Annotated in this window: 23 protein-coding genes and 1 pseudogene; 6 read left to right on the top strand and 18 right to left on the bottom strand. The window is 45.9% G+C overall.

Features of this window, described 5'->3' with window-relative positions; translation table 11 throughout:
* Together fadH and ABY436_RS10915 are read right to left on the bottom strand one after the other, a co-directional pair.
* Positions 1-665 (bottom strand): annotated as a pseudogene (fadH, locus tag ABY436_RS10910) (NADPH-dependent 2,4-dienoyl-CoA reductase); the annotation flags it as partial.
* A gap of 92 nt (positions 666-757) precedes the next feature.
* Positions 758-1,600 carry a crotonase/enoyl-CoA hydratase family protein gene (locus tag ABY436_RS10915; protein ID WP_372739006.1) on the bottom strand — a complete coding sequence of 281 codons (843 nt, stop codon included), beginning with the start codon at positions 1,598-1,600 and terminating at the stop codon, positions 758-760.
* A gap of 104 nt (positions 1,601-1,704) precedes the next feature.
* Between ABY436_RS10915 and ABY436_RS10920 the strand changes: the two genes are divergently transcribed.
* Positions 1,705-2,316, top strand: a complete 612-nt coding sequence (locus ABY436_RS10920; protein ID WP_372739007.1) for a TetR/AcrR family transcriptional regulator — start codon at positions 1,705-1,707, stop codon at positions 2,314-2,316.
* 8 nt (positions 2,317-2,324) lie between these two features.
* On the opposite strand, the gene ABY436_RS10925 is transcribed toward ABY436_RS10920, so the two are convergent.
* The 16 genes from ABY436_RS10925 to ABY436_RS11000 form a co-directional block, all read right to left on the bottom strand.
* On the bottom strand, positions 2,325-3,191 hold the full coding sequence (locus ABY436_RS10925; RefSeq protein WP_372739008.1) for a prenyltransferase: 867 nt from the start codon (positions 3,189-3,191) through the stop codon (positions 2,325-2,327).
* Positions 3,192-3,264: 73 nt separating this feature from the next.
* A complete protein-coding gene (yegQ, locus tag ABY436_RS10930) occupies positions 3,265-4,632 on the bottom strand; it encodes a tRNA 5-hydroxyuridine modification protein YegQ (protein WP_372739009.1) in 1,368 nt (455 codons plus the stop codon).
* 80 nt (positions 4,633-4,712) lie between these two features.
* Entirely contained in the window at positions 4,713-5,273 is a 561-nt protein-coding gene (gene thpR / locus ABY436_RS10935) for an RNA 2',3'-cyclic phosphodiesterase (protein WP_372739010.1), read from the bottom strand.
* Between the two features lie 178 nt (positions 5,274-5,451).
* Positions 5,452-6,060 (bottom strand): glutathione S-transferase family protein, encoded by a 609-nt coding sequence (locus tag ABY436_RS10940; RefSeq protein WP_372739011.1) that lies wholly within the window; start codon positions 6,058-6,060, stop codon positions 5,452-5,454.
* A gap of 26 nt (positions 6,061-6,086) precedes the next feature.
* Positions 6,087-7,112, bottom strand: a complete 1,026-nt coding sequence (locus tag ABY436_RS10945; protein WP_372739012.1) for a hypothetical protein — start codon at positions 7,110-7,112, stop codon at positions 6,087-6,089.
* Positions 7,113-7,196: 84 nt separating this feature from the next.
* The gene (gene pepQ / locus ABY436_RS10950) at positions 7,197-8,516 is read right to left on the bottom strand and encodes a Xaa-Pro dipeptidase (protein ID WP_372739013.1); all 1,320 of its coding nucleotides are present in this window, start codon (positions 8,514-8,516) and stop codon (positions 7,197-7,199) included.
* Positions 8,517-8,518: 2 nt separating this feature from the next.
* Positions 8,519-9,466, bottom strand: a complete 948-nt coding sequence (locus ABY436_RS10955; protein WP_372739014.1) for a LysR family transcriptional regulator — start codon at positions 9,464-9,466, stop codon at positions 8,519-8,521.
* 150 nt (positions 9,467-9,616) lie between these two features.
* Positions 9,617-10,753 (bottom strand): M14-type cytosolic carboxypeptidase, encoded by a 1,137-nt coding sequence (locus ABY436_RS10960; RefSeq protein WP_372739015.1) that lies wholly within the window; start codon positions 10,751-10,753, stop codon positions 9,617-9,619.
* A 64-nt stretch (positions 10,754-10,817) separates the two neighbouring features.
* The gene (locus ABY436_RS10965) at positions 10,818-11,840 is read right to left on the bottom strand and encodes an ABC transporter ATP-binding protein (RefSeq protein ID WP_372739016.1); all 1,023 of its coding nucleotides are present in this window, start codon (positions 11,838-11,840) and stop codon (positions 10,818-10,820) included.
* Positions 11,840-12,844 (bottom strand): ABC transporter ATP-binding protein, encoded by a 1,005-nt coding sequence (locus tag ABY436_RS10970; RefSeq protein WP_372739017.1) that lies wholly within the window; start codon positions 12,842-12,844, stop codon positions 11,840-11,842. The genes ABY436_RS10965 and ABY436_RS10970 overlap by 1 nt, the downstream gene beginning before the upstream one ends.
* A 3-nt stretch (positions 12,845-12,847) precedes the next feature.
* Positions 12,848-13,777, bottom strand: a complete 930-nt coding sequence (locus ABY436_RS10975) for an ABC transporter permease (protein ID WP_372739027.1) — start codon at positions 13,775-13,777, stop codon at positions 12,848-12,850.
* A 20-nt stretch (positions 13,778-13,797) separates the two neighbouring features.
* Positions 13,798-14,775 carry an ABC transporter permease gene (locus ABY436_RS10980; RefSeq protein ID WP_372739018.1) on the bottom strand — a complete coding sequence of 326 codons (978 nt, stop codon included), beginning with the start codon at positions 14,773-14,775 and terminating at the stop codon, positions 13,798-13,800.
* A gap of 145 nt (positions 14,776-14,920) precedes the next feature.
* The gene (locus ABY436_RS10985) at positions 14,921-16,474 is read right to left on the bottom strand and encodes an ABC transporter substrate-binding protein (RefSeq protein ID WP_372739019.1); all 1,554 of its coding nucleotides are present in this window, start codon (positions 16,472-16,474) and stop codon (positions 14,921-14,923) included.
* A gap of 213 nt (positions 16,475-16,687) precedes the next feature.
* Complete coding sequence (gene groL, locus ABY436_RS10990; protein WP_372739020.1) at positions 16,688-18,337, bottom strand: chaperonin GroEL; 1,650 nt, start codon at positions 18,335-18,337, stop codon at positions 16,688-16,690.
* A 66-nt stretch (positions 18,338-18,403) separates the two neighbouring features.
* Entirely contained in the window at positions 18,404-18,697 is a 294-nt protein-coding gene (locus ABY436_RS10995; RefSeq protein ID WP_372739021.1) for a co-chaperone GroES, read from the bottom strand.
* A gap of 152 nt (positions 18,698-18,849) precedes the next feature.
* Positions 18,850-19,344, bottom strand: coding sequence for an FxsA family protein (locus ABY436_RS11000; protein ID WP_372739022.1), 495 nt, complete (start codon positions 19,342-19,344; stop codon positions 18,850-18,852).
* A 323-nt stretch (positions 19,345-19,667) separates the two neighbouring features.
* On the opposite strand from ABY436_RS11000, the gene ABY436_RS11005 reads away from it, so the two are divergent.
* The 5 genes from ABY436_RS11005 to ABY436_RS11025 all read left to right on the top strand — a co-directional run bounded on the left by ABY436_RS11005 (position 19,668) and on the right by ABY436_RS11025 (position 22,764).
* On the top strand, positions 19,668-20,429 hold the full coding sequence (locus ABY436_RS11005; protein WP_372739023.1) for an SDR family oxidoreductase: 762 nt from the start codon (positions 19,668-19,670) through the stop codon (positions 20,427-20,429).
* A gap of 110 nt (positions 20,430-20,539) precedes the next feature.
* Positions 20,540-21,925 (top strand): MFS transporter, encoded by a 1,386-nt coding sequence (locus tag ABY436_RS11010; protein WP_372739024.1) that lies wholly within the window; start codon positions 20,540-20,542, stop codon positions 21,923-21,925.
* A 112-nt stretch (positions 21,926-22,037) separates the two neighbouring features.
* Positions 22,038-22,265 carry a hypothetical protein gene (locus ABY436_RS11015; protein ID WP_372739025.1) on the top strand — a complete coding sequence of 76 codons (228 nt, stop codon included), beginning with the start codon at positions 22,038-22,040 and terminating at the stop codon, positions 22,263-22,265.
* Positions 22,266-22,409: 144 nt separating this feature from the next.
* Positions 22,410-22,580, top strand: a complete 171-nt coding sequence (locus ABY436_RS11020) for a hypothetical protein (protein WP_177201090.1) — start codon at positions 22,410-22,412, stop codon at positions 22,578-22,580.
* Positions 22,581-22,632: 52 nt separating this feature from the next.
* On the top strand, positions 22,633-22,764 hold the full coding sequence (locus tag ABY436_RS11025) for a hypothetical protein (RefSeq protein ID WP_372739026.1): 132 nt from the start codon (positions 22,633-22,635) through the stop codon (positions 22,762-22,764).
* Positions 22,765-23,015 lie beyond the last annotated feature (251 nt).

Genomic DNA, 23,015 nt, shown 5'->3' on the forward strand with positions numbered 1-23,015 from the left:
AGCATAGATAAACGGTAGATAATGATAAAGTGTGTCCCCACGGCCTCACGCACACGACGCACGACTTCTAGCGGAAAACGAATACGCTGCTCATATTTACCGCCCCACTCATCATCACGTTTATTGGTATGCGTGACTATGAACTGGTTTAACAGATAGCCTTCTGACCCCATAATTTCGACACCATCGTATCCGGCTTCTTTAGCCAACAAGGCACAATTCACAAAATCCTGAATCTGCTGTTCGATTTCATCTTGCGTCAGCGGATGTGGCGGGAACGGGTTGATAGGGGCTTGCACAGCGGACGGAGCCACCAGCTTAGGGTTGTAGGCATAACGGCCGGTATGCAGGATCTGCATACAGATTTTACTGTCTTGTGCGTGTACCGCATCAGTGACAATTCGATGATGCGCAACATCCTCTGGTTTATTCATCAGGGCAGCGCCGGCGTGCACCGCCCCTTCGGAGTTTGGCCCGATCCCACCGGTCACAATCATGGCAACGCCAGCTCTGGCACGCTCGGCATAAAATGCGGCCATACGTTCAAATCCGTTCGGCGCCTCTTCCAGCCCCAGATGCATCGAACCCATTAAGACACGGTTTTTTAAGGTGGTGAATCCAAGATCCAATGGTTTAAGTAAATTCGGATATTGTGTATGGCTCATATTGGTTCTCTCTTCCTGTTCTGTCTTTTTATTCTGTTTATAACCTGACTGCTTCTTTTTACCGCTTTTCTTTACTGCTTGCTTCTGACTATTTAGTCTGTGAATGCAGGCTTTATAGGCCTTAATGCTTCAAACTCAGGCTTTTTACCTGACATTTTTGCGGTGAAAGTCTGCAGCATATCCGCCGGCTGAAACATCGCCGCCTGCCTGGTTGCCATATAACTGAGGCTATCGGCAGTATTGTGGTCACGGGCATAATTGATCATCTGCTTACAACCAGTAACGGCTAAAGGAGATCTCCCGGCAATTTGTGCGGCAATCTGCATCACGCCATCCAACATCTGTTGCTGGTCCGCATAAATCTGATTGATAAAGCCACTGGTTAACGCCTCCTGCGCCAACATCTTGCGACCCGTATAGGCCAGCTCACGCGCCAGACCTGGTGCAATTAACCCTGGTAAGCGCTGCAAGGTTCCTAAGTCGGCAGTCATGCCCAACTCAGTTTCCTTGACGGTAAAAAAAGCATCTGAGGTGCAATAGCGCATATCACTGGCACACACCAGATCAAGCGCGCCACCAATACAACCACCCTGAATGGCCGTAACCACGGGTATTCGTATCTCTTCTAATACCGAAAAACAGGCTTGTAACTGCTGAACCAAACGACGCATCGCTTCAGCACGACGTCCTGCTTCACCATTGAACATCTGCGGATCTGGCTGAGTAAAAATTTCCAGATCCATACCCGCACTGAAATGCTTGCCGCCAGAGGAGATCACCAACACCCTCGCCTGTGCTGCATTATCCACTGCACGCACCGCTTCGGGAAATTCCTGCCAAAAGGTCTGGTTCATTGAATTGTATGCATCCGGCCTGTTGAGTTGCAGGTGTGCAACCGCATCAGTTACCGTTAAATCAAGGGTCTGGTAGCTCATCAGAGTTTCCTGTTTTAGTGCGTATTCCATATTTTTATTATCTGGACAGCGTCAAGATAATATTCTATTTTGACACTGTCAAGATAGCTTGATAAATTCCGCTCATGATAAAAGACAAAAAACCTTACCACCACGGCGATCTGCGCCTGACATTATTAGATAAAGCGACCGACATTATTCGTCAGGGGGGCGTCGAATCACTGTCGATGCGCAAACTGGCCGATCAGGTCGGGGTTTCCAGAACCGCGCCCTATCACCACTTTAAAGATAAGAACGCATTATTGTGCGCCATCGCTGAACAGGGATTTTTCTTACAGGATCTGGCTGTTAAGCAAATACCGGGCGAGCACCCTCAGCTCACTGCGGCGGCTATGTTTGAGCATTATGTGCTCGCCTATATCCGCTTTGCGAACGAGCACCCAGAAACTTATGATTTGATGTTTGGCCGGGAGATATGGAAAACAGGCGCGCCTACCGAGTCACTGAAGTCAGTCTCAAAAAACAGCTTCAGGATATGGGTAGAGTGGATCGAGCAGTTACAACAACAGGGATTGTTTGACAGTAGTGAGCCCGCATTACGCATAGCACAAGCCAGTTGGGCCGCATTGCACGGGCTTTGTCGATTATTTAATGACGGGATCTACGTCAACCGTGACGATCTGGAGGCTATTGCCAGAACCAGCGCACAAATGCTGATAAGCCCCTCTCGCTCGTAAAACCGATTTCAGGAAGAGAAACCAAACAGCAGTGACAGGTTATAAAGAACGCCAAAAACCATCAGCATTTGACCACTTCCCGACGTCAAGGGCCCTCGCTCTGAAGCATCAGCCTGCAGCAAGTCTATCAAGCGTGGTAAAAAAACAAAGGACAATAACCCTGATAACAACCAGGGTTGATTAAACCGCCACGCCAGAAACATCACGCTCAAGCCTACCGCTGCTACCAGCGCTTTATAGATCAGAATGCCCTTCTGATAGCCAAGACGTACCACCAGTGTCTGTATAGTGGCGCGCTTATCCGCTTCATAATCACGCAACTCATTACTCAATAACAATAAAGAGACTAATAAGCTCACCGGGATGCTGAACCAAATCACATTCGTATTCCAGTGCCCTGTTAGCGCCAAATAGCTACCCAACACCATCAACACGCCCATCAGCCAGAATACCAACACGACACCTAATCCACGGGTTTTATAATTAACCGGTTTTAAGGTGTAGCCGAGGGCACCGGCCAAGCCGCCAATGCAGAGTACAAAGAATGCAAAGCCAATCTGATAAACAAACCATATACCAATACCTGCAGCGACAATAAAACAGCCAATTCCTATCTGGAAATTACGTTTTATCGCATCTGTCTGTGTAGGCTTTAACGCACTTTTTTCGCTCAGATCTGCGTAGTCATTAATCAGGTTAACCCCCGCCTGAAGCAGTACTCCACCCAGAAAAACCAGCAGAATACTTGCAGGATTGCGCCATCCTTCGACCCACGCCAAGGATACACCAGCACCACATGCTACCAGTGCAACCGCGAATGAAAACGGACGCAGCGCATGACTGAATTTATATTTATCTTTACTAATGTTTTTCATACGTCGTTAAAAAAGGTGCTCAATAGCACCTTTTTAGTTCTCTATAGTAGTTCTCTGAAATTATTCGCTATGTTTACGCAGCAGCCGGCGCATTTGGCAGATCACGCATTAATAACGCATACGTCATATCAGCATCGACATCGATGGGTATTTGCATCACATGACCAGAGCCTGGTGCTACATCGACCATTTCACCACGCTTGTTAATCATAGTCTCAAGTTTGAATTTTCGATTACCAGAGGGTGTCATCAATTCCAGCGTATCGCCTTTTTTGAAGTGGTTTTTTATTTCCACCGTCATCAGACCGCTGTTAGTGTCATAGGCTGAAACTTCGCCAACAAATTGCTGATGAACACCAATCGAGTGGCCGGTTTCATAATTCTGATATTCATCGTGAACATGGCGGCGATAGAAGCCCTCAGTGAACCCGCGGCTGGCCAGATTCTCCAACTCATCCATCAACCCCATATCAAATGGCTTCCCCGCCACCGCATCGTCTATTGCTTTACGGTATGCCTGAGCGGTACGTGCAGCGTAATAGTGAGATTTAGTACGACCCTCAATTTTGAGCGAATCTACACCCATCTCTGCAAGCCTGTGCACATGCTGAATAGCGCGAAGATCTTTTGAGTTCATGATATAGGTACCATGCTCATCTTCAAACGCGGGCATGAACTCACCCGGACGCGTCTCTTCCTGTAACAGGAAGATCTTATTAGTTGGCGCGCCTTCGCCTAATGCAGGCTCGACTGCCTGTTCTACAGGATCAAAAGACTGCACAGGCACTTTTACATGTACTATATCGCCCGAGTCATCCTGCTTTGCCTCATGTGCATCATATTTCCAGCGGCAAGTATTAGTACAGGTGCCCTGATTTGGATCACGTTTGTTGATATAACCAGATAACAGGCAACGTCCTGAGTAGGCTATACACAACGCGCCATGAACAAAAACTTCAATCTCCATTTCAGGACAGCGTTGACGTATCTCGGCCACTTCATCCAGTGACAACTCACGAGATAAAATGACACGTTCGATACCCGCTTGATGCCAAAACTTTACTGCTGCCCAGTTCATCGTATTTGCCTGAACAGACAGGTGGATAGGAATATGTGGAAACTGCTCTTTTACCAGCATGATCAAACCAGGATCTGACATAATAATCGCATCAGGCCCCATTTCGATAACCGGACGTAAGTCATCAATATAGGTTTTTAACTTACTGTTGTGCGGCAAAATGTTACTGGCTAAAAAGAACTTTTTATTACGTCTGTGAGCATACTCGATCCCCTCCGCCAGATTAGCCATAGTGAAGTCGTTATTGCGCACCCTCAAACTATAGCGGGGTTGGCCGGCATACACAGCATCTGCACCATAGGCAAATGCGTATTTCATATTTTTCAGTGTTCCCGCAGGAGACAATAATTCGGGGCTTCGCATACTTAGCAATTACTCATTTCTGCTCAAGGTTTAGATTTGCGCGTCGGTTGAAACTGTAGATTCGGACTGTAGATTCAAGCTCAGGCGAGATCCTGCAGATCAACTTCAAATAAGGGGGTGTAAACAGAGCCATACTCACCCGGCTTACTTTGTAAAAGTACAACAGAATCAGCAAGGCTGTATAGATTCAGCTCAGGCCACTTTTTGGGATGCTTCAGTTTATTTTTGTTCGGCAGTTTTCCTAACGTAATATGCGGCTTAAAATCAGCAGGCGTGCTTTTAATACCCGCTGTTTTTACCATATTAGCTACACTTTTCTGCAAAGAACGTAATGCATCATTCTCTGCAGGTAACGCGGCGATTAACGACAGGCGCTGGCTGATTTCATAATAGTTAACCTTTTCCAGACACACTTGAAAAGATAGCTCATCTTTCAACTGTTCCTTAGCCAGTTGCTCGAGTTGATCGACCTGATCCAAAGCAGTATCACCCAAAAAACACAGTGTTAAATGATAGTGATCTGAATCAACCCAATCAACTTCTAGTTTGCGGTCATATTCACACAAATTGTCGGCATGATCTGCCAACTGCCTTACGACTGAATCATGCAGGCGTAAAGCGAAAAACGTTCGAATCCTCATCGGTTCGTGTTTATAACCTCAACTATTATAAGAGCAGGTATTTTGCCTTGCTGTTTAGCATTGCGCAAATTTTTTAGACCTGTACTTTGCATACTTTCCCACGTTTTTCTAACCTTTTTCCAATCTGGCCCCAACCTTCTTCAGTGCCTTAATAACAACTCACTTATAAGGTTACTGACTACTTAGCAGCGGCTGCCACTTTTTTATTTTCAGGGGACGCCAGAATACGGCTTATCCATTGATCAACATTAGGGTAAGGACTGTAGTCAAAACCTGCCAACTTAGGCCAGCTTAACACCATAGCACCATGGATATCAGCGATGGTTTTACCACCCACCAGATACTCCTTACCTTCCAGCTGGGCTTCAAGAGCAGGTAAAAAACGCTGCAACTGTGTAGCCGCATTATCAATGACCTGCTGATCTGGCTGGCCACCCGAGTACTTAAATTGCAATAACAAGTCTAATGCCGGCACTTCCAGCTGATTACTGATATACAAAGACCAACGTAAAATATCCGCTTCCGCTTCCGGTGTCTGGGCCCATAAACGGCCTTTGCCGTACTTTCTGACCAGGTAGTACAAAATCGCCTGGGTTTCAAAAAGGAAGAAGTCACCATCCTGCAAGGTAGGTACTTTACCTGTCGGGTTGATTCGACGGTAATCGGCAGATTGTGATGCCTCGCTGCGTGTACCGATATTAATCAACTCATAGTCCAGCCCCAGCGTTTCCAGTGTAACCATGACCATACCAGCCCGCGAAAACACACTGCCATATACCTTCAACATACATTACTCCTGCCGTACGATGCCTGTTACAGCCTGTTAACTTTCAGCTGTAACGCATTTAGTTTATCGGTGAGAAAGAGGATATCGCTATTCGTCTGGCGACGCGTACCATCAATAGCCCGGATAGCCTGCTCATTGGCTTTCACACGTGCTTCAATATTCCCTCCGCCGCTTCGGGATGACTGCTCCACAGCACTTAAACGACTCACTATTTTGTTCAGAGAGGCTTGCTGGTTAGATTGCTTTTCTCCCAGTGTCTCTTCAAAAATAGCGATCTGTGTCTGCAGCGAAGATATACTCTGCTTTAATGATTTTAAGTTCTGTGTATCGCTGTTTTTCAGGGCAGCCTGATCTTTAGACAACTGACTGTTGGCATTGATCAACTCAGTCAGTTTCTTATCGACCGCAGCAGCTTGAGTGACTAACGTCGCGACCTGTGCAAGTTTTTGCTCAACCTTCTGTTCTACTGTCTGCTCAAGAGCAGCCAGCCGTTTAGTCTGCTCCTGCTGCCCTTTAACCAGCGCACTATTTGCTGCATTAGTTGTTTGATCAGACTTACTGACCTGCTCAGTCAGATCTTTTAGTTCTGCGCTCAGCGCATCAATACTGTTCTTATTACGCTTATTGGCAACATCCCATAACTTGGCAATTTCAGAGTCGTAGAGGGTGTATTTAGCCGTGGCGTCTTGATTAACCTGTAACAAACGCTGCTCCAGTGTCTGACCTGTTTGTACGGCGCTATCGCTGGCGACATTCAGCATTCTCTCTAGTTCACTGATTCGCTCAGCAGCATTACTGACTGTTTGCTGCTGCTCAATGATGGTTTGCTGCAGTCCAAAACCCAGATAACCTAAACCGCTGCACGCGGCCGTCAGCAACACCAGGATTAAGGTTGTAAACCAGCCAGCACCATTTCCGGTTTGTGCGACCGAATGCGAAGCTGAATGTTCGGAGTGGATTATTTTTTCAGAAACATCGACTTTTAAAGTTGCCGGGCTACGATCTGCAGGGCCCAGATTAGGTACATGCAGATCGTTATTATCATGGCTCATCAGAACACTATGCCTTAGTTAAAATACTGGTCACAAATTACCAGCTTTAAACAAGCAACAAAAGTCCCGCCAATCAGATATATTCTATTTCAGATGATTAAACGCATCCCGCGTATAATTCTCAACACCATTGGCAGTTACGCAGACGTTATCTTCAATACGAATACCTCCCCACGGCGTTAATGAATCAACCAAAGGCCAATCAATATAATCCGCCAAAGGTGTACTTTTTAGCTGACTCAATAACTGTGGAATGAAATACAGCCCGGGTTCAATGGTAACAACCATATTTTCTTTCAGCGTCCGGGTCAGACGTAAAAAAGGATGATCCTGCGGCGGATTGAGCAAGCGACCTTCACTATCCTGCTGCCATCCACCGATATCATGCACCTGAATACCCAACAGGTGCCCTAACCCATGAGGATAAAAAGTGCGGGTAATCGATAACGCCTGTGTTTGATCCAGCAGATGACTTCGCTTAATAATACCGGCATCAGCCAATATTCGAAAAAGCTGCTGATGCATCGTCTCATGAAGACTGAGAAAAGAAACGCCTGGCTTAATCGTATCCACTAAAGACTGCTGCACGTTATTCATAGCGCTAAGCAGTGCCTGAAAATCCTGGCTTCCCTGACTAACCGTGCGGGTAATATCAGCCACATACCCATAATAAACAGCACCGCCATCCACAAGCAGTGTGCGATGCTGTTCTGGCGCTTTGCGATCTTTATGCTGATAATGCAAAACAGCCGCATGCTCGTTCAACGCAATAATATTACTATACGGCAACTCTTTTTCCAGATGCCCCATCGCACTGAGGTAGCCCTGATGCAGCTCATACTCGGACATTCCTGCCAGAAATCCGTTTTGAGTAAACTGATGGCCTTTAACCGCACCCTGATTGGCTTGACGAATACAATGTTGCTCCCACGCCGTTTTTTCTGCGCGTAAAAAATGCAGTGCATGCATAAGTCGTTCGGGGTTGTGCTGAAGGTTAGCTTGCGCAAGCCCAACAGCATCTGCTGCAATTAAAGCGACATTCCCAGCCAATGGCATCTGTTTTAATTGCGTTTCAATATCGGTGAACACTTGTATATCAAATAACTCACTCCAGAAATCGGTGGGTTTTGCAGCGGTTATATGCCAGAAATCATCCGGCGAATAGAGAAATAAGCATGGCTTTATGCCCGGCTTGATAATCAGCCAACACTCGGGGTGCTCGGTCAGAAAAGGCATCCACTGCACAAAATGCGGGTTCGGCTTAAATACCGGCGCATAATCATCTAAGAAATAATTCTTTGTGCTACCTGAGTGGATTAGCAATGCATCAAACTGCTCATTCTCAAGCGCGCTTTCCGTTCGCTGCATCAGTGCAGCCAGATGATCAGTAAACAGTGCTTTCATGATTAACTTTTCGTCTCTATAAGGCCATCCGTTTGCAGCTCTGCGCGCATCTTCTCCCAAAAAGGATCTAATGTAGCGCGATGGCTGTCTTTCAAACGATATAAGCGGATCTGAAGTGGGATATTCCATTGCGCATCGCCCGCCAGTGCAAGCCTGTTATAAGTAAGACTTTCATTGATCAGACGTTTAGGTAACCAGCCTACGCCAAAGCTTTCTTTGATCATCGCTTTAACGCTGACGGATAACATATTTTCATTAATGGTAACCAGATGCGGTGTTTCTGCGGTTTGTTGTAGTGAATGATCTATCAGCGGGCGAAGAAACGAACTGTTATGGTAACTGATATAAGGCAATGGGTTGCGCGGCGTACCCGGCAGTCGAAAGAGTGGCTGATTATCTTCCGCTAATGCCGTCACTGGCACTAACTCATCATCGCACACCACAAGATATTCAAACCCGGGGTCATCAAATCCCTGAATGAAGTTAATCAGTGGATGCCAATAGCACAACACCAGATCACATTGCCCCTGCGTCAAAGCAGACACAAAATCACTGGCGGCCCAGGAGGTCGAGTTCAGATTAAGATCAATAGGAAAACCGTGTCGCTCAGAAGCTGGCATAAGCCAGTTGCGGTAAAATAGCAGATACAACGTCTGAGTGGTGGCAAATCGCAAACGACTATCGACCTGCTTGCGAATTTCACGGCATTGAGATTTAGTATCACGAGCTATTCGCGACATATTCTCGGCACCGTTTAAAAATATCTCTCCGGCAGGCGTCAGGCTCAAAGGCAGTGTATTTCTGTCTATCAGCGTGACACCCATTTCATCCTCAAGCAGCTTGATGCGACGGCTCAAGGTAGGCTGAGTTACATTTCGCTCTTCAGCTGCTCTGGAAAAATGACGTGTACACGCCAAAGCGATAAAGTCATCTAACCACCTTAACTCCATACTTGGCGAACTCCGTAACGGCTAGGCCCCATAATATCTAAGCCTCATACTCTCAAAGCCCCGTATTCCCGGAGCGCCATAGTCGCAAAGCTCCATATACCCAAAGCTCCAAACTGTCTAACCTAAATAAAGCTGCTATGAAACTCAGCATTAACGCCTGGCCAGCCACTCTTTAATGGGGTTGAGCATAGATGCACCGAGCTTTCGGGAACGCTCTGCTGACCAGCCATAAACCGGATCTGGACGCTCATCATGATCCTTAAACGGCATCTCTAACGTCATAGCCGGGCAATGAAAGTGATCACCCACCCAAAACGAAGCAATCGTCAGTGTTTCCGGCCCGAACTTACCAGGCTCATAACCTCGTTCCAACTGAAAGTCGGGATTCACCCGTCGCAGATCGTGCTTAAACTGCGCTTCTTCAGCCAACGTCTTAGCAGACACATCCGGTGCGCCCGCTTGCCCGGCTATAAAATTACACGGTAACGCTTCATCACCATGTATATCAAGAAACAGATCCACACCATGCGCCATCATTTGTTCGCGCACACAGAAAACTTCAGGGCTTTTTTCCAGTGACGGCGTTTGCCACTCCCGATTCAGGTTCACACCCACTGCATTGGTTCTCAGATGACCACGTACCGAACCATCCGGGTTCATGTTAGGCACTACCCAGAACGTACATTGCTTTAACAGGTCGCCTGCCAGTGCATCTTCTTCATCGAGCAGCCGCTCTATCATCCCCTCAACAAACCATTCAGCCATGGTTTCTCCCGGATGCTGGCGTGCGGTTACCCATATATTCAGTCGTTTGCTAACTTCAGATTCATCAGAGGCAATACGCAGTAAATTTATATCTCTGCCATCCAATGTGGTTCCAATATCCATCACGTCACATAGCTCAGACTGTTGAGCGGCGGCAACCATATCAAGGTGCTGTTCAAAGCTATAGGGAGCAAAATAGGCGTAATAAATGCTGCCTTGTTCTGGCGTGTGTTCGATAATCAACTCACCATTGTTATACCGGGTCGGCACCCGAAACCACTCTTGACGGTCATAAGAAGCGACGGCTTGATAGTTATCCCAACCATCTGGATATGCGGCCTCTGCTGCATTAAGCAAGCGCAGTCGCAGCGTTTCACCCGCGCCACCCTGGACACGAAAATAAAACCATTGATAGAAGTCTGAGTTATGATCTTTACGAATCTGCAACTGAATGTCTTGCGGCGAGGAATTATCAATCACCTCAATATTACCGGCATCAAACTGACTGCTGACCTTAAGCATGTAACACCTCACCAAGCTAAATCAATAAATGCTAAATCAACCGACTCTACATGAGTACTCACCGTTATAAGCGGTTCTCTTCTACACCATGGCACGCGACCTGAGTACCATCCTGTAACAGAGTCAGCGCCGGAATTTCTCGTTTACAACGCTCATTAACATGTGGACAACGGCCATGGAAGACACAGCCAGAAGGCAGATTAACAGGCGTCGGCACTTCACCCGTTAGCTTAATGTAATCAGGTCTGTCATCCTCTAAACGGGGAATAGCCGACATCAGTGCCTGAGTATAAGGATGGCGTGGACTGGAAAACAACTGTTTAGTCGGAGCCAACTCACATAGAGTCCCCAGATACATCACAGCAACACGGGTTCCGAAGTGTTCCACCACAGCAAGATCATGCGTGATAAACAGATAGGTCAGGTTTCGGTCTTTCTGAGCATCCATCATCAAGTTAAGCACTTGCGCCTGAATGGATACATCCAACGCCGAGATGGGCTCATCCGCGACAATAAACTCCGGATCAACAGCCAACGCCCGGGCAATACTGATACGCTGTCGCTGACCTCCCGAGAACTCGTGTGAAAAACGCTCTCCCCAACTGGGATCAACGCCAACAGCGAGCATCACTTCTGCAATTTTGTCGCGAATTTCACCCGGCTTCATCGCCGGATTATGAAAACGAATCGGCTCACGCAGCGTTTCCATGATTGTCATTCGCGGATTCAATGACGCATAAGGGTTCTGAAAAATCATCTGCATCTTTTTACGATACGGCAGCATCTGCTTATCACTCAGATTATCAATCCGCGCACCGCGATAGGAAACCTGGCCCGCAGTGGGCGTTAACAACCCCATTACCGTTCTGGCAACGGTTGATTTACCACAACCTGACTCACCCACCACACACAGCGCCTCACCTGGCATCACATCCAGTGATACGCCATTGATCGCATGCACATACTCTTGATGACGCGTCAGTTTTCCACCCTTGAACTGCAACTGATCAAGCAGATCACCTGAGATAGAAAAACGTTTATACAGATCCCGAATCTGTACCAGTGATTTATTCTGCTCTGCCATCATCACACCTCTTCACTGCGCAGTTTTTCTTGTTGAGACCCATGTTGAGAGTCAGCGACCATATGACAAGCAACCTGACAGTTGCCCGACTGAGTAAACGGCGGCAGTTTCTTAGTACAGATATCCATCACATACTCACAACGTGGGTTGAATGAACATCCCGCCGGTATGCGCTGCAGCGGCGGCATAGTGCCTTTAATCTGATTCAGTTTTTGTCCGGGTATTGCCATTTGCGGCAATGCATTCATCAGTCCTTGTGTATAAGGGTGCTGTGCATCATTGATAATTTCCTTGGTAGGCCCCTGCTCAATAATGCGACCGGCATACATCACCAACATCCGCTGCGTCATCTGTGAAACCACACCCAAATCATGAGTAATCAGGATCAGCGCCACATTATTCTGTTCACAAAGATTAAGCATCAGATCCATGATTTCGGCCTGAATGGTGACATCCAGTGCTGTGGTTGGCTCATCCGCAATAATAATATCGGGATCAAGCAGTAAGCCAATTGCAATAACAATACGTTGACGCATACCACCGGATAGCTCATGCGGATATTGCTCCAAACGCTTCTCCGGTGAAGGAATCTGCACCTGCTGCAACCTCTTCAAGGCGATACTTTTAGCGTCAGCAGTGGATATCTTACGGTGCGCTTTCAGGCACTCCACCATCTGCTCACCAATCGTCAACACCGGATTGAGCGTCATCATCGGATCCTGAAAAATCATCGAGATACGATTACCACGAATAGACCTCAGTTCTTCCGGTGCCAGACTCGCCAGATCGTTTCCTTCAAAATTTACATTACCTGCTGAGATATGCCCGGGGCGTGACAACAGGTTTATAATTGAGAACCCAAGCACAGACTTGCCCGCACCTGACTCACCCACCACACCTAAACGCTCACCTCTCTCGAGTGTGAAACTAACATCACGAAGTGCTTTAACCGCGCCGCTTCTAAGGCCAAAACACACTTCCAGGTTATTAACTTCTAACAAAGGCATGCGTTACCCCTTATACAGTTTTGGGTTAAGTACATCGCGCATCCAGTCACCCAGTAAGTTCATCACCAGTACCAATACGACTAACACAACACCTGGAATAACAGTAATCCACCAAGCGCCAGAAAAAATATATTCAAAACCACTGGAGATCAGCGACCCTAATGACGGCTGCGAAACAGGCATTCCCAATCCTAAAAAGGACAGCGATGCTTCCGATATAATGGCATTGGCAATCTGCACCGTAGAAATAACTAAAATCGGCGATAGCGTATTAGGCAGAATATGCCGAAACATAATTCTTAACCGGCCAAATCCCATGACGCGTGCCGCATCGACATACTCTTTCTTTTTTTCTGCCAACACGGATGCGCGAATTGTCCTGGCATACTGCGGCCACTCGGCAATACCAATAACCAGAATCAACATGATCATCGCCAACTGCTGATACAGCTCAGTACCAAAGGTCGCCTGAAACACCGCCAACACAATAATAGCGACCATTAGCGTAGAAAAAGACAATTGAATATCGGCTATCCGCATCAAAAAGCTATCGACACGCCCACCGATATATCCGGCCGTTAGCCCGATAACAATGCCCAGCAGCGCCTGCAAAGCCACCGCACACAGCCCGATCATCAAAGACACCCGAGTGCCATAAAGAATCGTCGACAGCATATCGCGCCCTTGCGCATCGGTTCCTAAAAGAAAACCTTCCTCCCCGCCCTCTTCCCAGCTAGGCGGAATCTCAGAATTCATAATATCAATTTGAGACGCATCATAAGGATCGAAAGGTGCGATGACTGACGCAAAAATGGCCAATAACGCATAAATTAAAAAAACTATAAAACTCAGTTGTGCAACCCGATCTACGCTAAAGCTATGCCAGAAGTGAGACGCTTTAAAGCGCTGAAAGGCTGTCGGTTGCTGCTCCATTTTTTGAATAGATTCGGCCATTATTTTTTACCTGCCAGATTGATTGTCGGATTAACCAGACCATAGATAAGATCAACCAAAGTGTTGGTGACAACGAAGATCGCACCCACAACGATCAGATAAGCAACAATTAATGGTGTATCGACGCGATTCACCGCCTCAAGAAACAGAAACCCCATACCCGGCCACTGAAAAACAGTTTCGGTAAGAATGGTATAAGCCACCATAGTGCCTATCTGCACACCGCCCACAGTGATGACCGGCAACATGGTGTTCTTCAGTGCATGAACAAAATAGATACGTCGCGGAGAAATCCCTTTGGCCCAGGCAAATTTCACATATTCAGACTGCAAAACCTCCATCATTTCAGCACGGATAAGACGGATAAATAACGGCAGCATGATAGAAGCTAAGGTGAAACTGGGTAATATCAGGTGTCTTAAGCCATCCGCAGATAACATTCCTGTTTCCCAGAAACCCATAACATGGGTCGTCTCTCCACGCCCAAAGGAAGGAAGCCAGTTAAGCTCTATTGCAAACAGGTAGATCAACCCAATCGCCGTCAAAAATACAGGAATAGATATCCCGACAATACTCAAACCCATCACTGTTTTTGAAAACCATTTCTCTGGATGAATAGCGGAGTACACACCGATGGGGACTGAAAAAAGAACGATAATAATAGTGGCACCAAATACCAGTTCCAATGTCGCTGGTAGTTTGTTCATGATCACTTCAAAAGCAGGTTTTTTGAAAAAGTAGGAGTTACCAAGGTCGCCCTGCACTGCTTTTTTAGCAAAACGCACATACTGCACCAGAAATGGATCATTTAATCCCATCTCATCCCGCATCGCCTGTCGTTCATCTTCCGATACTGCCTGCCCTACCAGTTCTCTTAACGGATCACCCAGATTATCCTGGATAGAAAAACTAATAAGGCTGATGACAAACATCACAACAACCGCTTGAAAAAACCGTTTAATAAAGAACGCAATCATGATTATCAGCCTTAGGATTTGGCAGTGTGGTTCACACAGCCAGATATTGTATGCTTTTTATTTTTTTGTGGAATGACTCCACAAAGGCCAGGCGCAATACCTGAGCGACTCATAAGAGCCACTCAGGCATTACTCAAGATGACGCTTACTCTTTAATGACCAGGTCACCAAGGTAAGGAAAGTCCATAACATTAACAACCGGAGCAATATCTACACCTTTACGTGCGCCCCAGCTCAGGTTCTGCCAGTGCAAAGGTACAAAGCCTGCATCATCGTATACCGCTTTTTCCATCGCCTGCATGATAGCTGTACGCTTTTCAACGTCAGTCACTGTGTTCGCTTCAACCATCATAGCGTCCACTTCAGGGTTACAATAGTTACCGCTGTTATACTGCCCGGTACCTGTCTCTTTATTGGCGCATGCTGATAAGAATTCGAAGAAGTTATTGGTATCTTCGGTATCAGAATGCCAGCCTATCATCATCATATCGGCAGCACGCTCATCAAACGCAGGCCAGTATTGAGCTTTAGGCATGGTTTTAAGATCAACTTTGATATTAATTTTTGACAGCATAGAAACAACTGCCTGAGCAATTTTATCATCATTCACATAACGGTTATTAGGTGCCATCATGGTGACGGTAAAGCCTTTTTCATAACCCGCTTCTTTCATCAAAGCTTTTGCTTTTTTCAGATCGTAGCGTGGCGTTAACGATGCGTTATGCCCAAGGTAGCCGGCTGGAGAAAACTGAGCCGCCGGTGTTGCAAAGCCTTTCATGATTTTCTTGACGATACCTTCCTGGTTAATCGCATAATTAACCGCCTGACGAACCCGCACATCTTTAAATGCTTCAACCCGTTCCTGATTCATCTGGAAGGTGATGACGCGCGTCCCCCCCATCGTTACTAACTCAACCTTATCGCTGCCTTTAATCCGGTCATGATCCGTCGGAGGAACAGGTGCGATAAAGTCGACATCACCGGCCAGAAGTGCCGCTACACGGGTCGGTGCTTCTTTGATCGGCGTAAATACAATTTTATCCACATTACCGGGAGAGTTTTTATCCCAGTAATCAGCGTTTCGGGCAAACTCAACCCGAACACCCTGCTCACGATACGAAACGGTGAAAGGCCCGGTACCTGAAAGATTACTCGAGGCAAATGAATCGCCGTGCTTAACCAACATATCTTTAGGCTTACCATTAGCATCATCTCCGCTAAAAAAGACACTATCCATCGGAAACAGGTAAGTCATGTTATTCAGAATCAGCGGAAACGGCTCAGCCGTGACCATATCGAAGGTGTAATCATCGATGACATTCAATGCCTTAAACGGTGCGAATACCCCTTTAAAATCCGGCGATTCCTGCAAGCGCTTAAAAGTAAAAGCGATATCTTTTGTAGAGAGTTCATTACCACTGTGGAATTTTACGCCTTTGCGTAAGTGAAAACGCATCGTGTTATCGTCAATGCGCTCCCATTTTTCAGCTAAGCGTGGTTCAAAGCCCAGATTCCTATCCCAGCGTACCAGTGGGTCATAGGTCATATGAGATAGCTGCAATGTACCGCCGGAAAGCTGCTCATATGGATCAAGAGAAACAGGGTCGGCATCATAAGCCATTTTTAACGTGGCAGCCTGTGCACTGGCTATATTCAACGCAAGTGCTGCACCTGCGAATAGCAAAGCGGTCTTTTTCATCTAAGTATCCCTTTTTGATTATTATGTTAGGGGTATTTTCAGTCATGTGGACTGAAACCAGACTACCGCAACGCTGCTCAGATACCAATCGAGATTACGAGTAAGCCTATAGAGAATCTAAATGATCTATTTTTTGTTTTAATTATCAGGTAGTTAAAAACAAAAAACCCGACCAAAGGTCGGGTTTTTATTAAAAGCGATGCGCTAAATGAATTACATCATTCCGCCCATGCCGCCCATTCCACCCATGCCGCCCATATCAGGCATACCACCTGCACCGGCTTCCTGAGGCTTATCAGCAATCATCGCTTCAGTTGTGATCATCAGACCTGCAACAGAAGACGCTGCCTGCAAAGCAGAACGTGTTACTTTAGCCGGATCAAGGATACCCATTTCCAACATATCGCCGTAAGTGTCGTTACCAGCGTTGTAACCGAAAGAACCTTGACCTTCACGTACTTTTGCAACAACAACCGAACCTTCACCGCCAGCATTGTTAACGATCTGGCGCAGTGGAGCTTCCATTGCACGACAAGCTAACTGAATACCGATTGTCTGGTCGTGGTTATCACCTTCCATACCTTCAACAGCCTGCAAAGCACGGATCAGAGCAACACCACCGCCAGGAACCACGCCTTCTTCTACAGCTGCACGCGTTGCATTCAATGCATCTTCTACACGTGCTTTCTTCTCTTTCATTTCAACTTCAGTCGCCGCGCCAACTTTAATGACAGCAACACCGCCAGCCAATTTAGCGACACGTTCCTGCAGTTTTTCACGATCGTAATCTGAAGAAGTATCTTCAAGCTGAGCACGGATCTGGTTAACACGAGCTTCGATAGCATCAGTATTACCGGCACCATCGACCAGGATAGTGTTTTCTTTAGTCACAGTAACACGCTTAGCCTGACCCAAATGTTCCAGAGTCGCTGTCTCCAGGCTCAGACCCACTTCTTCAGAAATAACAGTACCACCCGACAATACAGCGATATCTTCCAGCATGGCTTTACGACGATCACCAAAGCCAGGTGCTTTAACAGCAGCCACTTTAACGATACCGCGCATGTTGTTTACAACCAGAGTTGCCAACGCTTCGCCTTCAACATCTTCAGAAATGATCAGCAGCGGACGGGAAGATTTAGCAACCTGCTCCAGTGTTGGAAGCAAATCACGGATGCTTGAAATTTTCTTATCTACTAAAAGAATGTACGGCTGTTCTAATTCAACCGTCATGCTTTCCTGATTGTTGATAAAGTAAGGAGACAGGTAACCACGGTCAAACTGCATACCTTCAACAACTGTCAGCTCGTTTTCCAGCCCAGAGCCTTCTTCAACGGTAATAACACCTTCTTTGCCGACTTTTTCCATTGCTTCAGCAATTAGCTGACCGACAACTTCATCAGAGTTTGCAGAGATAGTACCCACCTGAGCAATCGCTTTAGAATCTGTACACGGAACAGCCATCTTTTTAATCTCTGCAACAACAGCAGCAGAGGCTTTATCGATACCGCGTTTCAGATCCATTGGGTTCATACCCGCTGCAACTGATTTTAAGCCTTCACAAACGATTGCCTGAGCAAGAACGGTCGCTGTAGTTGTACCGTCACCAGCTACATCGTTAGCCTGTGAAGCCACTTCTTTAACCATCTGTGCGCCCATGTTCTCGAACTTATCTTCCAGTTCGATCTCTTTCGCTACAGATACACCATCTTTAGTGACAGTAGGTGCGCCGAATGCTTTATCTAAAATAACGTTGCGACCTTTAGGGCCCAATGTAGTTTTTACAGCGTTAGCCAGAATGTTGACACCTTCCAGCATGCGCTGGCGAGCATCATTACCAAAACGTACGTCTTTAGCAGCCATTGTTTCTAAATCCTGTTACTTAATATTATTAGTAATGTTTTATCGAAAGCAGTAAAAGTGCCTGAATTAACTTTCCAGAACACCGTAAATTTCGCTTTCGTTCATGATCAGCAGCTCTTCACCGTCGATCTTAACGATGTTGGAACCTGCATACTGTCCAAATAGGATCTTGTCACCCACTTTGACGGATAAAGGCTGTACTTCACCATTTTTAAGTACACGACCCTGGCCAACAGCTACGACTTCACCTTCATTCGGTTTTTCAGCAGCAGAACCTGGTAGCAAGATACCACCGGCTGTTGTTTTTTCTTCTTCACTGCGACGAACTACTACACGATCGTGAAGCGGACGAATTTTCATCTAATTTCTCTCCTGATGGTTTAATCAAAATGCGATAAAGCTATTGATAAGTCGAAGACCGTAACCATCTGGTTACCGGTTGATATCATAAGTGGGGGCACACGGGTGCATTTCAACACCCGCCAGGAATATTTTTATGGGATATTTACAGATTAATCATCACGACGAAATTCACCATCGATGATATCGCCCTGTCTGGGGGGCTTGGAAGGATCTTTGAAAGAGGAATGATGGCCAAATTCAGACTCATCAAATGTATCTGTTTGCTCAAATGTTTGTTGTTTAGACATCGAAATCACTTTAAAGCGTTTCATCAAGCCTTTAACAAACGCTTGTCGGGTAAATGGGATCAAACAACAAAAACCTATGAAATCTGTTACGAAACCGGGAGTTATTAATAACGCACCACCCACAGCCAGCACTAAGCCTTCCACCATTTCTTGCGCTGGCATCTCTCCGGCACTAAGCCGCTGCTGCGCCCGGGCAAGCGTAGATAAACCCTGATACCTCAGCATATTGATGCCGATAAAAGCAGATAACAAGACAAGACCAACCGTATACCAAGTGCCTATCGCTTGTCCGACATTGATAAGAACTGTAATTTCGATGATAGGTATCAGGATAAAAAGCAGAAAAAGAAATGGCATAGTGAAAACCTGAATTATTTAGTTAATCAAATCAGATGATTGAAAAAACTTCAAGGGTCAGACCATAGTCTAATTAACGACCTTTGTACACATCCTAATTAACTACACTCATTTAAAAACAATAAAAATCAATGAGTTATATGATACTTATAGACAGAAACTATTTTTCGTGTATAAGTATATACCCGTATAATATAAATTATTGATGGACATTTATTCAACTACACTCTATTTTTGTTGCACTGCAATATTCCGCAGCGCACAATAACTCATTAAAATAAAGATGAAGATAAAGTAGCACACATAGAACAGGGGACTCTACGATGGAATTGAAAGATAAAGTTATCGTTATTACCGGTGGTGGCCGCGGACTAGGTCGATCAATGGCTTTGGAACTAGCAGGACAGGGTGCCAAATTAGCACTGGCTGACCTGAACGCAGAAGACTTGGATGTTACTGTTGGTCTTTGCATGGAAAAAGGCGTTGAAGCTCGCGGATACATCGCTAACGTTGCTGACGAAGCAAGCGTTGAAAAGCTTTTCAATGACGTCGTAGCAGATTTCGGCACACTGCACGGATTGGTCAACAATGCAGGTATCACGCGTGATGGCCTGTTCATTAAAGTAAAAGACGGTAAAGTCGTTAAGAAAATGTCTTTGGATCAGTGGAATCTGGTTATGGACGTAAACCTGACCGGTACTTTCCTATGCGGTCGTGAAGCGGCTGTTAAAATGATCGAAACAGGTTCTCAGGGATGCATTATTAACATCTCTTCTGTTTCTCGTTCAGGTAACATGGGCCAGACCAACTACACTGCAACAAAAGCAGGTGCACAGGCAATGGCGGTTACTTGGGCTAAAGAACTAGCGCGTTACGGCGTGCGTGCAGCGTCTATCGCTCCAGGTTATATCGGTACAGAAATGGTACTGAGCATGAAACCAGAAGCGTTGGAAAAAATTGCTGCAGGTATCCCTGCTAAGCGCCTGGGTACACCAGAAGAGATCGCAAAAACGGTTACTTTCATTTTCCAAAATGACTATATTAACGGTCGCTGCATCGAAGTAGATGGTGCGCTGCGCATCTGATGCCAGTCACCTTTGAAAAATAGCCGACTTCGTGTCGGCTTTTTTCATGGCGTTTACATCTCCCCCCAAGCCGGACACAATAGCGCGCATCGATATCGAAGGTTTTCTCCATGTCATCAGTTGATTCACTACCCGATACCTGGCTTGGCTCGCTAAGAATTTATCTTCATCCACGCGCTATTGCTCTTTTGTTTCTTGGCTTTTCCTCCGGTCTGCCTATATTACTGGTATTTGGCACGCTATCTTTCTGGCTGCGTGAGGCGGGGGTCGAACGCAGTGTTATTACTTATTTCTCTTGGGTAGGCCTTGCCTATGGCCTTAAATGGCTCTGGGCCCCGCTGATTGACCGCCTCTCCCTCCCTTTCCTTTCCCGCTGGCTTGGCCGACGCAGAAGCTGGTTATTCCTCTCTCAATGCTTACTCATCACCAGTCTTAGCGGCTTAGCTTTTTCAGACCCACTGTTAAACCTGAACTATATGGCACTATTGGCCATCGCTGTGGCATTCAGCTCTGCGACACAAGATATTGTCATTGACGCATATCGTATTGAATCAGCAGGAGAGAGGCTTCAAGCGGCCATGGCTGCTACCTATATGGCAGGTTACCGCTTAGCGATGATTGTGGCGGGCGCAGGGGCTCTTGCTCTGGCCGCCTGGATCGATGTAGACCCTGCCCTCTACTCGAAACACTCATGGCAAGTTGCTTATCTTTGTATGGCTGCGCTTATGGGAACGGGCCTGATTACCACTCTGGTGATTGCCGAGCCTCCGGCCGTTGAAATGGATCAGGAAACGCTTCAACAACAACAAAAAATCACCACAAAAGCTGAGCAACTGGCTCACCTGCCCTCCTGGTTATCCCGCTTGTTAGGGTGGAGTTACATCGCTGTTATTTGTCCTTTTGCAGACTTTATTCATCGTTATGGGAAACAGGCGCTTATTATTTTGGCCTTGATTGGCACTTACCGTATTTCAGATGTCATTCTTGGGATTATTGCCAACGTATTCTACGTCGATATGGGGTTTACCAAACAGGAAGTAGCACAGATTATTAAGATCTATGGTGTTGTGATGACCATCATCGGTGCGGGTCTGGGTGGCATTTTAGTCAACCGCTTTGGCGTCATGAAAATTCTGTTCATCGGCGCTCTGCTGGCCGCGGGCACTAACCTCTTGTTTGCCTGGTTAGCAACGTTAGGCCACGACACACTGATGCTGACCGTGGTTATCTCATTAGATAATCTCAGCGGTGGTATAGCGACTGCTGCTTTTGTTGCCTACCTTTCAAGCCTGACCAACATTCAGTATTCAGCCACACAATATGCGCTATTCAGCTCAGTCATGCTGCTGTTTCCCAAATTTTTAGGTGGTTTCTCGGGGGGAGTGGTAGATAGTTTCGATTACACCTGGTTCTTTACCGGCACTACACTACTCGGAATACCTGTATTAATTTTGGTATGGATGGCTGCAAGGATTACACCTATTAAAAGCAAATAGTGACGAGGTTGATATCATCTTTCAATCGATACAAACACGAATGATAATGATTATTATTTACATTTTGAGATAACTCCCCTATTCTTCGTTTATATCACACGGAGGATAATTCATGACCTATCAAATAAATGCATGGCTGGAACGATCTGATCCCTATATCAAAGTCATCCATAAAGCTCGCAAAATACCCGTCATACAATGGAATGGCGATCAAGTAGAAGAGATGATAGCCAGCGGCTTTCTTTGCCCTGCAGACTTCTCTGATTCTGGAAAAAATGAACAAGAGCTTATCAAAGAACTCTTTCTTCTATCTTTCCTTACCGAAGACAATGCCATATGAATTATTTATAACATTGTTGACTTCGCTCCGGTAAAACTAGATTATGCATTACAACGTATATACATATGATGTACTTTTAATAAGCATACAAGCGGGCTTTTCTGCTGTATTTTTCTCACATTACCTGCTTTGAGGTCCTCGTGAATGGGTACAAAAAAGAAACCAAAAAACAGCCAGCTTGTGATTCGTATCAATGAAGATGAGCGTAATGATTTTGTATCATTATGTGACGAACTTGATACAAGTGCAGCTCGAGAGTTACGCCGGTTTATACGTAGTTTTATTGCAGAGCATGGACAAGCGTCTAAAAACTAGAACTGTTTAGTCAGCAACGCATTACTCATGGAAATTAAACGGAGAAGTTCAAATGTCTAAAGCAAAAGAAGTTAAAGCCAAGGTAAAAGAAGTTAAAAGCGAAATCAAAACACGCAAAGCTAAAATCGAAAAGCAGGAAAAGAAAGTCAAAAAACTGAAAAAACAGCTTAAGAAAAGCAAGTAATACTGCTTTTTTTTTGCGACTCTTCAAGGGGCGGCCTGATCTAATGCCGCCCCCTTGTGTATTTACCGATCCAATAAATAAATCGATAAAAAAACCTATCGACTGCTAATCTGTATTAGTTCCGACTAGACCTGACACATCTTCTTGAAAAAGAGAGAGTTACCCGTTTTGATAAAGGTGTCGAATCTTAAATCAAAACAAAAGGTAACTCTCATGATTCATACTAACAATCCCATCATAAAACACAAAGC

The sequence above is a fragment of the Neptunomonas sp. genome (assembly GCF_041601355.1).
Classification (GTDB): domain Bacteria; phylum Pseudomonadota; class Gammaproteobacteria; order Pseudomonadales; family Balneatricaceae; genus Neptunomonas.

Coding starts and splice junctions, on each gene's coding strand:
- ABY436_RS10995 (WP_372739021.1), bottom strand. CDS start 18,697: ATGAAAATTCGTCCGCTTCACGATCGTGTAGTAGTTCGTCGCAGTGAA.
- ABY436_RS10945 (WP_372739012.1), bottom strand. CDS start 7,112: ATGAGCCATGATAATAACGATCTGCATGTACCTAATCTGGGCCCTGCA.
- groL (WP_372739020.1), bottom strand. CDS start 18,337: ATGGCTGCTAAAGACGTACGTTTTGGTAATGATGCTCGCCAGCGCATG.
- ABY436_RS11020 (WP_177201090.1), top strand. CDS start 22,410: ATGGGTACAAAAAAGAAACCAAAAAACAGCCAGCTTGTGATTCGTATC.
- yegQ (WP_372739009.1), bottom strand. CDS start 4,632: ATGCGAAGCCCCGAATTATTGTCTCCTGCGGGAACACTGAAAAATATG.
- ABY436_RS10960 (WP_372739015.1), bottom strand. CDS start 10,753: ATGCTTAAGGTCAGCAGTCAGTTTGATGCCGGTAATATTGAGGTGATT.
- ABY436_RS10980 (WP_372739018.1), bottom strand. CDS start 14,775: ATGATTGCGTTCTTTATTAAACGGTTTTTTCAAGCGGTTGTTGTGATG.
- ABY436_RS11000 (WP_372739022.1), bottom strand. CDS start 19,344: ATGCCATTTCTTTTTCTGCTTTTTATCCTGATACCTATCATCGAAATT.
- ABY436_RS10975 (WP_372739027.1), bottom strand. CDS start 13,777: ATGGAGCAGCAACCGACAGCCTTTCAGCGCTTTAAAGCGTCTCACTTC.
- ABY436_RS10915 (WP_372739006.1), bottom strand. CDS start 1,600: ATGAGCTACCAGACCCTTGATTTAACGGTAACTGATGCGGTTGCACAC.
- ABY436_RS10920 (WP_372739007.1), top strand. CDS start 1,705: ATGATAAAAGACAAAAAACCTTACCACCACGGCGATCTGCGCCTGACA.
- ABY436_RS11010 (WP_372739024.1), top strand. CDS start 20,540: ATGTCATCAGTTGATTCACTACCCGATACCTGGCTTGGCTCGCTAAGA.
- pepQ (WP_372739013.1), bottom strand. CDS start 8,516: ATGAAAGCACTGTTTACTGATCATCTGGCTGCACTGATGCAGCGAACG.
- ABY436_RS10985 (WP_372739019.1), bottom strand. CDS start 16,474: ATGAAAAAGACCGCTTTGCTATTCGCAGGTGCAGCACTTGCGTTGAAT.
- ABY436_RS11015 (WP_372739025.1), top strand. CDS start 22,038: ATGACCTATCAAATAAATGCATGGCTGGAACGATCTGATCCCTATATC.
- ABY436_RS10940 (WP_372739011.1), bottom strand. CDS start 6,060: ATGTTGAAGGTATATGGCAGTGTGTTTTCGCGGGCTGGTATGGTCATG.
- ABY436_RS10970 (WP_372739017.1), bottom strand. CDS start 12,844: ATGCCTTTGTTAGAAGTTAATAACCTGGAAGTGTGTTTTGGCCTTAGA.
- ABY436_RS11025 (WP_372739026.1), top strand. CDS start 22,633: ATGTCTAAAGCAAAAGAAGTTAAAGCCAAGGTAAAAGAAGTTAAAAGC.
- ABY436_RS10965 (WP_372739016.1), bottom strand. CDS start 11,840: ATGATGGCAGAGCAGAATAAATCACTGGTACAGATTCGGGATCTGTAT.
- ABY436_RS10955 (WP_372739014.1), bottom strand. CDS start 9,466: ATGGAGTTAAGGTGGTTAGATGACTTTATCGCTTTGGCGTGTACACGT.
- thpR (WP_372739010.1), bottom strand. CDS start 5,273: ATGAGGATTCGAACGTTTTTCGCTTTACGCCTGCATGATTCAGTCGTA.
- ABY436_RS10925 (WP_372739008.1), bottom strand. CDS start 3,191: ATGAAAAACATTAGTAAAGATAAATATAAATTCAGTCATGCGCTGCGT.
- ABY436_RS11005 (WP_372739023.1), top strand. CDS start 19,668: ATGGAATTGAAAGATAAAGTTATCGTTATTACCGGTGGTGGCCGCGGA.